Annotated in this window: 10 protein-coding genes and 4 tRNA genes; 3 read left to right on the top strand and 11 right to left on the bottom strand. The window is 66.1% G+C overall.

The genetic code is table 11. From position 1 onward, the window contains the following. The 4 genes from EBL85_RS06650 to EBL85_RS06635 form a co-directional block, all read right to left on the bottom strand. The coding region (locus EBL85_RS06650) for a GTP-binding protein (RefSeq protein ID WP_255419381.1) at nt 1-271 on the bottom strand (271 nt) is incomplete at its 3' end. A gap of 66 nt (nt 272-337) precedes the next feature. Then, a tRNA-Thr gene (locus EBL85_RS06645) sits at nt 338-413 on the bottom strand. A gap of 39 nt (nt 414-452) precedes the next feature. Next, nucleotides 453-527, bottom strand: a tRNA-Gly gene (locus tag EBL85_RS06640). Nucleotides 528-625: 98 nt separating this feature from the next. Beyond that, nucleotides 626-710, bottom strand: a tRNA-Tyr gene (locus tag EBL85_RS06635). Nucleotides 711-1005: 295 nt separating this feature from the next. On the opposite strand from EBL85_RS06635, the gene EBL85_RS06630 reads away from it, so the two are divergent. Further along, nucleotides 1006-2343: a UDP-glucose/GDP-mannose dehydrogenase family protein gene (locus tag EBL85_RS06630; protein WP_123142480.1), complete on the top strand. Its 1338-nt coding sequence runs from the start codon at nt 1006-1008 to the stop codon at nt 2341-2343. Between the two features lie 51 nt (nt 2344-2394). Here EBL85_RS06630 and EBL85_RS06625 read toward each other — a convergent pair whose 3' ends face one another. From EBL85_RS06625 to EBL85_RS06595, 7 genes are all read right to left on the bottom strand, one after another. Then, the gene (locus EBL85_RS06625; protein WP_062275464.1) at nt 2395-3873 is read right to left on the bottom strand and encodes an OmpP1/FadL family transporter; all 1479 of its coding nucleotides are present in this window, start codon (nt 3871-3873) and stop codon (nt 2395-2397) included. A gap of 258 nt (nt 3874-4131) precedes the next feature. After that, entirely contained in the window at nt 4132-4716 is a 585-nt protein-coding gene (gene pth / locus EBL85_RS06620) for an aminoacyl-tRNA hydrolase (RefSeq protein WP_123141129.1), read from the bottom strand. A 119-nt stretch (nt 4717-4835) separates the two neighbouring features. Beyond that, complete coding sequence (locus tag EBL85_RS06615) at nt 4836-5447, bottom strand: 50S ribosomal protein L25/general stress protein Ctc (protein WP_123141128.1); 612 nt, start codon at nt 5445-5447, stop codon at nt 4836-4838. A 136-nt stretch (nt 5448-5583) separates the two neighbouring features. Continuing rightward, complete coding sequence (locus tag EBL85_RS06610; protein WP_123141127.1) at nt 5584-6537, bottom strand: ribose-phosphate diphosphokinase; 954 nt, start codon at nt 6535-6537, stop codon at nt 5584-5586. 36 nt (nt 6538-6573) lie between these two features. Next, nucleotides 6574-6649: transfer RNA gene (locus EBL85_RS06605), tRNA-Gln, on the bottom strand. 48 nt (nt 6650-6697) lie between these two features. Then, on the bottom strand, nt 6698-7600 hold the full coding sequence (gene ispE / locus EBL85_RS06600) for a 4-(cytidine 5'-diphospho)-2-C-methyl-D-erythritol kinase (protein ID WP_123142479.1): 903 nt from the start codon (nt 7598-7600) through the stop codon (nt 6698-6700). Then, entirely contained in the window at nt 7597-9324 is a 1728-nt protein-coding gene (locus tag EBL85_RS06595) for a lipopolysaccharide assembly protein LapB (protein WP_123142478.1), read from the bottom strand. The genes ispE and EBL85_RS06595 overlap by 4 nt, the downstream gene beginning before the upstream one ends. A gap of 438 nt (nt 9325-9762) precedes the next feature. Here EBL85_RS06595 and hemA point away from each other — a divergent pair, with 438 nt between their 5' ends. Next, nucleotides 9763-11037 (top strand): glutamyl-tRNA reductase, encoded by a 1275-nt coding sequence (hemA, locus tag EBL85_RS06590; RefSeq protein WP_062275454.1) that lies wholly within the window; start codon nt 9763-9765, stop codon nt 11035-11037. Beyond that, nucleotides 11034-12116: a peptide chain release factor 1 gene (gene prfA, locus EBL85_RS06585; RefSeq protein WP_123141124.1), complete on the top strand. Its 1083-nt coding sequence runs from the start codon at nt 11034-11036 to the stop codon at nt 12114-12116. The genes hemA and prfA overlap by 4 nt, the downstream gene beginning before the upstream one ends. The last annotated feature ends 1 nt before the right edge of the window (nt 12117 follow it).

Here is a 12117-nt window from a genome sequence, read left to right as displayed (position 1 = left end):
TCTTCACGTAGTCGGCGTGGCCGGGGCAGTCGACGTGTGCGTAGTGACGCGTATCGGACTCGTACTCGACGTGCGCGGTGGCGATGGTGATACCACGCTCACGCTCTTCCGGGGCGTTGTCGATCTGATCGTAGGCACGTGCCTCACCACCAAACTTGCGCGCCTGGTGCGTGGTGATCGCAGCCGTCAGCGTGGTCTTGCCGTGGTCGACGTGGCCAATGGTGCCAACGTTGACATGTGGCTTACTACGTTCGAATTTTTCTTTGGACATGAACGGCTCCCCGCATGTTTCAAATCGACCAGGCGCGCCTGGATGCGCGCAACCGTACCGAGAAATTGGAGCCCATGACCGGAATTGAACCGGTGACCTCACCCTTACCAAGGGTGTGCTCTACCATCTGAGCTACATGGGCAAAACTTGCTTTAAACGCGCTGCCAGCGCCTTAACTTCTTGGAGCGGGTGATGGGAATCGAACCCACATCATCAGCTTGGAAGGCTGAGGTTCTAGCCGTTGAACTACACCCGCAAGACTGGCGTACCAGCCTGCGACGCTCGCCTTCGACACAAGGCCGATCACCGCAGTGCCATGACTTGATCATGACGCCCGCCAACTAGCGGGAAACTTGGTGGAGGGGGGAGGATTCGAACCTCCGAAGGCTGAGCCGTCAGATTTACAGTCTGATCCCTTTGACCGCTCGGGAACCCCTCCAAAAGAGCTGCTCATTCTAGGCGTCGATTCAGACCCTGTCAACACTCTCTTGAAACTTTTTAACTCCGTCCCTGACCGTTTCTTTAACGTCCCAGACACTGCGGACTGATACTATGCTCGCGACAACGCCAGCAACGACGGGCCCGAGAGACTGAAACGATCAAATTCTACGGCCAGGATCGGGGGTCAATCCCCATCGCCAGCACCGGAGTAGCCCCTTAAGATACTCTCACTTCACCCCCGTACGCAACCCGATTCATCCAACATCAATTCAGTCAGACTCGGAGATCTCCCGATGGAAGTAACGATTTTCGGCAGCGGCTATGTCGGCCTGGTCACCGGCGCATGTCTTGCCGAGGTGGGCAACGACGTCCTCTGCATCGACGTCGACCCGGACAAGATCGACCTGCTCAACAGCGGCGGGGTGCCGATCTACGAACCAGGACTCGACGAACTGATCCGCAACAATCGCGAGGCCGGACGACTGCGCTTCTCGACCGACGCCGAGGCCGGGGTCAAGCACGGGCTCTTCCAGTTCATCGCCGTCGGCACCCCGCCCGACGAGGACGGATCGGCCGACCTGCAGTACGTGCTCTCGGTGGCACGCACCATCGGTCAGCACATGGAGGGCTACCGCATCCTGGTCGACAAGTCGACCGTCCCCGTCGGCACCGCCGACAAGGTCGCCGAGACCGTCCGCGCCGCACTCGCCGAGCGCGACCAGAGCATCGATTTCGATGTCGTCTCCAACCCCGAGTTCCTCAAGGAAGGCGCGGCGATCGAAGACTTCATGCGTCCCGATCGGATCATCGTCGGCACCGACAACCCACGCACCGCCGAGCTGCTGCGTGCGCTCTACGCCCCCTTCAACCGCAACCGCGACCGACTGATGGTGATGGACGTGCGTTCGGCCGAGCTGACCAAGTACGCCGCCAACGCCATGCTGGCGACCAAGATCAGCTTCATGAACGAGCTCTCGAACATCGCCGAGATCGTCGGCGCCGACATCGAGAAGGTCCGTGTCGGCATCGGCTCGGACCCCCGCATCGGCTACCAGTTCATCTATCCCGGCTGCGGCTACGGCGGCTCCTGCTTCCCCAAGGACGTGCGCGCACTCGAGCGCACCGCGCGCGGCGTCGGCTATGAGCCGCAGTTGCTGCAGGCGGTCGAGGCGGTCAACTTCCGCCAGAAGGAGCTGCTGTTCGACAAGCTCAAGGCGCAGTTCGACGGCGACCTCGCCGGGCGCACCATCGCGCTCTGGGGGCTGGCCTTCAAGCCCAACACCGATGACATGCGCGAGGCCTCGAGCCGGGTGCTGATGGAATCGCTGTGGGCGGCCGGCGCCAAGGTGCAGGCGTTCGACCCGGTGGCGATGGACGAGGCGCGCCGGATCTACGGCGAGCGCCCCGACTTGGTACTCGCCGAGGACGCCACCGCCGCACTGGCCGGTGCCGATGCGCTGGTGATCGTCACCGAGTGGACCCAGTTCCGCAGCCCCAACTTCCGCCTCATCCGCGACACCCTCGCCCGCCCGCTGCTGCTCGACGGGCGCAACATCCTCGATCCGCAGCAGGCCACCGCCGCCGGCCTGACCTATCTCTCGATCGGTCGCGCACCGGCCACCCCCGCCTGAGACATCCCGCCACGCGGTCGCGCACCGGCGCGACCGCGCCCTAGCCCACCGTCAGAAACGCCGACTCCAGGCGATCTCGATGTCGAGCTGCTGCATGTACAGGCTCCCGGTCTGGTCCTGGGTGATGCTCGGATTGGCGCCGTCGAGCTGCTCCTCCGGCATATAGGACACGGCCAGGGTGAAGCGGTCGCGGTCGCTCGCCTGATAGCTCGCCCCCAGCGTCAGGTGCCAGCGCACGGTCGCCGGGGTGAGGATGTTGAACAGAGCCATGGAGCCATCGGTGAAGTCGCTGTTGTAGCTCACCCCACCCATCAGACTGAGCCGCTCGTCGACGTCGTAGCGCACCCCGAACTTGAAGACATCCATGGTCTCCCAGCCGAACCCCACGCCATTGTCGCCACCGAGACAGTAGGAGGGCTTGGTGCCGGGCGCGAAACAGGCGGAGATGTCGCGCGCATTGGAGTTGGCGATGGCGTCGATGTCACCATAGAAGATGCGCTGGTAATCGAACGCCAGGGTCAGATCACGCCAGGGCCGGTAGCTCAGACCGAGATTGAGCATCGCCGGGATGTCGAATTCGCCACCACCGGCGAACAGCCCCTCGTAGTCGTCGAAATCGGTCATGTAGATGCGGGTGCGATAGGAGGCGCCGAGCGCCAGGCGCTCGTTCACCTGCCCGTACCAGCCCAGGTGCAGACCGGCACCATAGGACCACTCCTCACCGTTGTTGGTCACCCGGTCCGGGGCGACCGAGGCGCCACGGAAGGGCTCCAGGCCCTCGGCCTCGAAGCGCTGGATGGCGAACACCGGCGCGATACCCAGCGCTTGACGGCCACCGGCGAATCGATAGGTATAGGGGATCTCGATGAACAACTGCTCGAGGCTGACACCGGTCGGCGTGGTCGCGGTGAAGTAGCCACCGGGGTTGGCATTGTTGCCCGCCGGCGGCGGCGGCACACTCGGGTCGGTCACCGGCTGCGGCGGGTTGGTCGGCAGGAACAGCAACCCGCCCGGACTGGCGATCTGGCCGGCGCCCGGAACCCCGGCGAGCTGATCCGGCGCAGCGGCAAAGTTCTCCCACACCGCACGATCGCGATACCGGGTGTTCATGCCGCCGTTGCCGAAAATGCTGACCCCGATGGTCGCTCGCTCACCGAGCGGGCGGTTGTAGCCGAAGCTCGGGATCAGGAACCAGTCGGCATCGCTGTCATAGTCACCCGGGGTGACGAAGGGACCGGTCGGGAACCCCGTCGCCGGATCGACGGCGAAGTCGGGGTTGGCCTCATAGCCACGCGGCGACGGATGAAAGAAGGCGACGCCGATATCGAACCCCTCGCCGACGAAGGCCATGCCGGCGGGATTGGTGGCCGCGGCCAGACCATCCTGGGGGAGCGCGGTGGCGACCCCCGCCATCGCCTTGGAGCGCGCACCCCAGCCGTGCGAGAAATACCCATTGGTCGCCGACGCGAGCGTCGGCAGGCCACCCAACACCACCGACGCCACCAGGGCGCCTCGAAACGCTGAACCCATGCACTGCCCCTCCGTTGCGTGATCAGAGACGAAGCACTCGACGAACCGGCGGACTGCACACCCTGTACAGCGATCGAGCCGTCCTGGCACACGCCGAGCTCGTCGGCATCAGCGCGACGACGACCGATCAAGGGGTTGGGAGGGAATCCTGCTGGAACGATTGCGTTTTGTCAAAGACCGGCAATCATCGGCATGAGCGAGGAGAGCGTTCGCCCAGGAGAGCGGGCGACACCACCGACGGAGACGACGGAGAAGGGATCAGCGCCCGGCGTGCAGACGGTTCATCACCTGCTGGAAGCGCCCCTGCAACAGATCATCGAGGGCACGCTCGGTCTCGAACAGGGCATCGTCGATCGCCTGGCGATCGCTTCCCGAGGGCCGACCGAGCACATAGCCGGTCACCAGCGAGCGATCACCGGGATGGTCGATGCCGATCCGCAGACGCCAGAAATCACGCCCACCCAGGGCCGAGATCGAGTCGCGCAGACCATTGTGCCCGGCATGCCCGCCCCCCTGCTTGAGCCGGACCGCGCCGACCGGCAGGTCGAGTTCGTCATGAGCGATCAGGATGCACTCGAGCGGGATGTCGAAATAGCGCGCCACCGCAGCCACCGAGCGACCACTGTGGTTCATGTAGGTCGAGGGCTTGAGCAGGCGCAGGTCGCGACCACCGATCACGCAGCGACAGAGTTCGCCATGAAAGCGGCTCTCCGGGCGGAAGTCGACGCCGGCAGACCTGGCGATGGAGTCGACGAACCAGAAACCGACGTTGTGACGTGTCGCCTCGTACTGGGCCCCGGGGTTGCCCAGACCGACGATCAGACGAATGCCATCATTCGACATCTATGCAGGTCATTCCGTACAGAGGGACAGATTCAGGCATCGGAGAGATGCCCGGAAAAGAACAGAGACGCCTTGCGGGCGTCTGCCCCGGCGGCACACCGCCGGGGCCTGGAGACCGATCAGGCCTCGGCGGAATCCTCGCCCTCGGACTCCTCATCGGCACCACCGCGCGGCGCCTGGATGGCGACCACCACCTCGTCACCTGCGGCGTGGGCCAGCTCGACACCGGCCGGCAGCTGCAGCTCGGAGAGGTGGAGGATGGCACCAACCTCCATCGCGACCATGTCGATCTCGATGTACTCGGGCAGATCCTGCGGCAGGCAGCTCACCTCGACCTCGGTCAGCGAACGCGAGACCAGACCACCGGCCTTGACGCCGACGCAGCTCTCCTCGTTGAGGAAGTGCAGCGGCACGCTCATGCGCAGCTTCTCACCCTGGGTGACGCGCTGGAAGTCGACGTGCAGGATGAAGGGCTTGGCGGGATGACGCTGCAAGTCCTTGAGCACCACCGAGGAGGTCTCGTCACCGACCTGAAGGGTCAGCACGTGGGAGTAGAAGGCCTCGTGCTCGAGGTGCTTGAGCAGCTCGTTGTGCGGCAGGGTGATCATCTGCGGCTCCTGGTGGCCACCGTAGACGATGGCAGGCACCTCGCCGGCGCGACGCAGGCGGCGGCTCGCACCCTTCCCCACGGTTTCGCGCGGCTGCGCAACGATGTTGAAATCGACGCTCATCAGCGTTCTCCAGATCTATCAAGGGACTCAATGAAATACGCCGGGGTCCCGCGACCAGGACCCCGGCGCTCGGTGGCCACATGCTTGCGGCCGGGTCGCGCGCCAAGAGGGAGCGACGCGCGACACAAGGACTGACTCAGTCGACGAACAGCGAGCTGACCGATTCCTCGCTCGAGATCCGACGCATGGTCTCGGCGAGCAGCTCACCGATGCTGAGCTGGCGAATCTTCGGGCACTCGGCGGCCGCACCCCGCAGCGGGATGGTATTGGTCACCACCAGCTCATCGAGCACCGAGTTGGTGATGTTGTCGACCGCCGGCCCGGAGAGCACCGGGTGGGTGCAGTAGGCCGCAACCATCTTGGCGCCATGATTCTTCAGCGCCTCGGCCGCCCGACACAGGGTGCCGGCGGTGTCGACCAGGTCGTCGACGATCACGCAGGAGCGATCGCGCACATCACCGATGATGTTCATCACCTGGGCCTCGTTGGCACGCGGACGGCGCTTGTCGATGATCGCCAGATCGGCATCATCAAGGCGCTTGGCCACGGCACGCGCACGCACCACGCCGCCGACGTCGGGCGAGACCACCATCAGATCGTCGTGCTTCTGGCGCCAGATGTCGCCGAGCAGGATCGGCGAGGCGTAGACGTTATCGACCGGGATATCGAAGAAGCCCTGGATCTGGTCGGCGTGCAGATCGACGGTGAGTACGCGATCGGCGCCCACCTTGCCGATCATCTTGGCCACCATCCGCGCACTGATCGGCACCCGCGCCGAGCGCGGACGCCGATCCTGGCGGGCATAGCCGAAATAGGGAATCACTGCGGTGACGCGCTTGGCCGACGCCCAGCGCAGGGCATCGACCATCACCAGCAACTCCATCAGGTGGTCGTTGGTGGGGGCACAGGTCGGCTGGACGACGAAGACGTCACGCCCACGCACGTTTTCCTGGATCTCGGCCATCACCTCACCATCACTGAACTGGCCGACGACGGCCTTACCCAGCGGGAGATTGAGGCGACTTGCGATTTCAGCCGAAAGCTCCGGGTTGGCATTCCCGGAGAAGACCATCATATGGCTGGCGGGCACTGGCATCTTCCTGTCTGCGCGACTGCAGAGCTGATATGGCTGGGGCGCCAGGATTCGAACCTGGGGATGCCGGGATCAAAACCCGGTGCCTTAACCGCTTGGCCACGCCCCAAAAGATGAAAGACGATGTTCGGTTTGATACGACGAGACGCGCAGTCCCTTACGCTCGGCCATGCCGACTCGACAGTCGAGCGTCGATATCTGCGAGTCGATCGAGCAGCGGAGAGCGATTGCAGCCGCGTGCCACGAAGCCGTCGATTCCAGCGGGGCGTTGCTCCCAGGCCGCGAGTGCCTGATCGCGCCCGGCAAATGCCGCGAACACACAGGCCCCGGTCCCGGTGAGCCTGGCCTCACCCCATTGGGACAACCAATCAAGGGCATCGGCAACCGCTGGATACTCGTCGCGGACGACGGGGAGGCAATCGTTGACGACATCCCCGCCTGTAAAGTCCGCAAGTTTGATCGGTTTCGAGTCGCGTGTCAATCGCGGATGCGTGAACACGGCCTGAGTCGACACCGAGCAGCGCGGCACCAGCACCAGGAACCAGGGCTCGGGGAGTTCGACCGGGGTGAGCCGCTCGCCGACCCCCTCGCCCCAGGCCGCCTGACCACGCACGAACACCGGCACATCAGCCCCCAACGGCAGCGCCAGCCGAGCCAGCGCCTCGGTATCGAGCCCAGTCCCCCAGAGCACGTTCAGCGCCACCAGGGTGGTCGCCGCGTCCGAGCTGCCGCCACCGAGCCCACCGCCCATCGGCAACACCTTCTCACAGCGGATATCGACCCCGAGCGCACAGCCGCTCGCCGCCTGCAGCGCACGCGCGGCGCGCACCGTGAGATCGGCCTCGGCAGCGACCCCGGGCAGCTCGCCATCGCGTCGCACCTCACCGTCCTCACGTACCCGGAAACCCAGGCGGTCGCAGCGATCGACGAACTGGAACACCGTCTGCAGCTCGTGGTAGCCGTCGGCACGCCGCCCCACCACCCGCAGCATCAGGTTGAGCTTGGCCGGAGCGGGCCAGACACTCCAGGCATCGTTGTCGGTGACGGCTTCGTCGATCATGGTTGCGACTCTCTTGGCTGCAGTTGGTTGTCATCGTCGGAGACGGTGCGCGAGGAGCGATGACGCTCGATCACGTCCATCAGATAGGCGTGCCCCGGATGCGTCTCGAGCGCCGTCTCCCATACCGCCCAGGCATCGGCATGACGGCCCAGCGCCCACAACACCTCGCCGAGGTGCGCGGCGATCTCGCCGTCATCGAGCGCGGCCAGGGCGCGCTCGAGATAGTCGAGCGCGGTGTCATAGTCACCGAGCCGGTAGTGGACCCAGCCCATGCTGTCGAGGATCGCCGGCTCCTCGGGCTTGAGCGCATAAGCGCGCTCGATGTAGTCGCGCGCCTCGCGATAGCGCTCGGTGCGATCGGCCAGGGTATAGCCCAGGGCGTTGAGCGCATCGGCATGCTCGGGATCGGCGGCGATGATCCGACGCAGATCCCGCTCGGCGAGATCGAGACGATCTCGTTCCACGGCATAGAGCGCGCGAGCATATAGCAGGTTCGGCTCGTCCGGGTAGACCTCGAGGGCCGCGGCATAGACCGTCATCGCCTGCTCGGGCCGATCGACCTCGGCAAGGATCTCGGCCTCGACCATATAGAGTGCAATGGCGTCCTCGGGGGTGCGATCACGCAGTCGCTGCAGGATCTCGCGGGCGCGCTCGAGATCCCCGCCGCGGGCCTCGATCAGGGCGATGCGGACCTGGGCATCGGTCTCGTTGGCATCGCCCACCCGGGCGTACCAGATGGCCGCCTGAGGGTCGCGCCCGGCGCGCTCCTCGGTCTGACCGAGATAGAAGGCGGCCTCGTCGCGTCGCTGCCCGGTGCCGTAGAGCCGCTCGAGATAACCGCGCGCGGAGTCGAGATCGTCGAGCTGCAAGGAGAGGATGCCGAGCGCGAACAGCACATCGGGCTGCTTGGGCTGATTGGCGAGCAGCCGCGCGAACACCTCGCGCGCGGTGCCGTATTCCTGATCGTCGACCAGCAGCTGACCGTAGAGCATGCGCAGCGCGGCATCGTCCGGGCTGTTGGCGACGAAGCCCTCGAGCAGGGTGCGCGCCTCCTCGCGCCGATCCTCCGAGAGCAGCAGACGGACCAGGAACAGCCGCGGCTTGTTCCAGTCCGGGCGCAGCGCCAGGGCGCGCCGGGCCGCCGCGTCGGCAAGTTCGAAGCGCCCGGCGCTGGCCGCCACCATCGCCAGCGACTGACGCGCCTCGGCGCTCTCGGGGAAGACATCGACCAGCGAGCGCATCAGCGCCAGACGGGTCTCCACGTCGGGGGCGCGGGCGACGATCGAGACCACCTGAGCATAGGCATCGGCGACCGCGTCGCCGGCCAGCTCGATGATCCGGCGCAGATGGTTCAGCGCCGCCCCCATGTCGCCGGCACGGATGCTCAGAAAGGCCGCGACCTGGTGGGCCGAGACCGCCTCCGGCGCAAGCGTCAGCCACAACCGGACCGCGCGCCAGGCGGCGGCGTCGGAGTCGGCGCTGATGGCGCTGCGCACCGCCAGCTCGGCCAGACGCGGGCTGCGCGTCAGCGTCGCCGCCTCCAAGTAATAGTGATGGGCCAGCGCCAGCTCGCCGCGCTGCGCCGCGACCTCGGCGGCGAGCACGGCGAACACCTGCTCGGCATCGGCGCCCGCGGCCGGTGCGGCGGCGAGCGCGCTGAACGGCCAAACCAGCGCCAACCCGAGCAGGCTGGCGGAAATCGGCTTGAGAGGCATCGAGGACATGGAGGCTTCCAGGCACTTGGCATCTGAATGTGGACTCTGCCGGCGCCGCGGTCGATAACCGGGCGCGGCGCTTGCGCGCGACGCCGACGGGGCACTATTGTGCATCACGATGCGCCAGCGGCGCGCAACCGGTGAGGGCCAACCGTGGCGCCCATCCCCCGACGGCCATAAACCGTCGAGACGACTGCGCCAGGTCAATCCGCATCCGTTTTTGCAACGCCTGAAGGGTGGACGGCATTGGTCCAGGGCGGCAAAAAGTTGCTACCATGTTGCTGCTTGCACCCATTGGATGCGCAGTCTATCGGTGGCAGGAACTCGGACGTAAGCCCTTTGAGATGATGCGACCGTGACGCCCCATGGGGCCGGGCCGGCGCCGGCAGCAACGACGGCAGCCCGACCTCTCCCATCGCTGAGCGAAATTCCAAGACAGATACCGATATGAAGCTGCTTGTTCTCGGACTCAACCACAAGACCGCCCCGGTCGACATCCGCGAACGGCTGGCGTTTGGTCCAGACATCATCGCCGGAGCCCTGCGTGACCTGACCGGATGCCAGGACGTGAGCGAGGGGGTGATCCTCTCCACCTGCAACCGTACCGAGCTCTACTGTGCCATCGAGGACGGCGCCGAGCTGTCCGTGCGTCACTGGCTCAGCCAGTTCCACGGCATCGAACTCGAGCGCATCGACCCCTTCATCTACGCCTATGCCGAACGCGACGCGGTCACCCACCTGCTGCGCGTCTCCAGCGGTCTCGACTCGCTGGTGCTCGGCGAGCCGCAGATCCTCGGGCAGGTCAAGAACGCCTACCAGACCGCCAAGGACTGCGGCGCCACCGGCAAGCTGCTCGGTCGGCTGTTCCAGCACACCTTCTCGGTGGCCAAGACGGTCCGTACCGAGACGGCGATCGGCAGCAACCCGGTCTCGGTCGCCTTCGCCGCGGTCAACCTCGCGCGCCAGATCTTCAGCGACCTGTCGCAGCAGACCGCGCTGCTGATCGGCGCCGGCGAGACCATCGAGCTGGCCGCCCGTCACCTGCACAACAACGGCATCGGCCGCATCATCGTCGCCAACCGCACCGTCGAGCGCGCGCACGAACTCGCCGCCCAGTTCGATGGCTTCGCCATCGCCCTGACCGAGATCGCCGGCCACCTCGCCGATGCCGACATCGTCATCGCCTCCACCGCCAGCCCGCTGCCGGTGCTCGGCAAGGGTACGGTCGAGCGCGCGCTCAAGAAGCGCAAGCACCGCCCGATGTTCATGGTCGACATCGCCGTGCCACGCGACATCGAACCCGAGATCGCCGACCTCAACGACGTCTATCTCTACACCATCGACGACCTCAAGGAGGTCATCGACGAGAACCTGCGCTCGCGTCAGGCCGCCGCCGAGCAGGCCGAGGAGATCATCGCCTTCCACACCGAGGAGTTCCTCGCCTGGTTGCGCTCGCTCGACGCCGCCGGTCTGATCCAGGACTACCGCCTCCGTGGCGAGGCGCTGCGCGACGAGGTGCTGGCCCGTGCGCTGCGTCAGCTCGACGCCGGCAAGCCCCCGGCCGAGATCGTCAAGTTCCTCGCCCACACCCTCACCAACAAGCTGCTGCATGCGCCCAGCTCGCGGCTGCGGCAGGCGGCGCGTGACGGTGATGCGGAGATCCTCGAGGCGGCCAACGAGCTGTTCCAACTCGACACCAACAACCGTACCGCCAATTCATGAACCCATCGATCCGGGGCAAGCTGGAGCGTATCTCGGATCGCTTCGACGAACTCATGGCGCTGCTCGCGGACGCCGAGACCCAGGCGGACACCAACCGCTTCCGGGACCTCAGCCGCGAGTATGCCCAGCTCGATCCGCTGATGGCCTGCTATCGGCGCTATCTCGAGGCCGAGGACGACATCGCCACGGCCCGCGAGATGCTCGCCGATGCCGAGATGGCCGCGCTCGCCCGCGAGGAGCTGGCCGAGGCCGAGGCGCGCTGCGCGGCACTCGAGCCCGAGCTCATCGCGCTGCTGATCCCGCCCGACCCCAACGACCGCTGCAACGCCTTCCTCGAGGTCCGCGCCGGCACCGGCGGGGCCGAGGCGGCGCTGTTCGCCGCTGACCTGATGCGTATGTACATGCGCTATGCCGAACTGCTCGGCTGGCGTGTCGAGCCGATCTCCGAGAGCGCCGGCGAGCTCGGCGGCTACAAGGAGGTGGTGCTGCGCATCAGCGGCAGCGGGGTGTTCTCGCGGTTGAAGTTCGAGCCGGGCGCGCACCGCGTGCAGCGCGTCCCCGAGACCGAGTCGCAGGGACGGGTGCACACCTCGGCCTGTACCGTCGCCGTGCTGCCCGAGGTCGAGGCGATCGACTCGATCGAGATCAACAGTGCCGATCTGCGCATCGACACCTATCGCGCCTCCGGCGCCGGTGGTCAGCACGTCAACAAGACCGACTCGGCGATCCGCATCACCCACCTGCCCAGCGGCATCGTGGTGGAGTGTCAGGAGGAGCGTTCGCAGCACAAGAACCGCGCGCGCGCCATGTCGCTGCTGCAGGCCCGGCTGCTCGCCGAGGCCCAGGCCAGCCAGACCTCGGAGCAGTCCGAGTCACGCCGCCTGCAGGTCGGTAGCGGAGACCGCTCCGAGCGTATCCGCACCTACAACTTCCCGCAGAACCGGGTCACCGACCACCGCATCAACCTCACCCTCTACAAGCTCGACGAGGTGATGGCCGGGGCGCTCGATCAGGTCATCGAGCCGCTGCTCACCGAATACCGGGGTGAGCAACTCGCCGCGATGATGAGCGGCGCCTGAG

Origin of the sequence: Marichromatium sp. AB32 (assembly GCF_003718675.1) — a bacterium.
Lineage (GTDB): Bacteria > Pseudomonadota > Gammaproteobacteria > Chromatiales > Chromatiaceae > Marichromatium > Marichromatium gracile.
The sequence above is the reverse complement of the archived record's forward strand: the minus strand, read 5'-3'. Positions and strand labels throughout refer to the sequence as shown.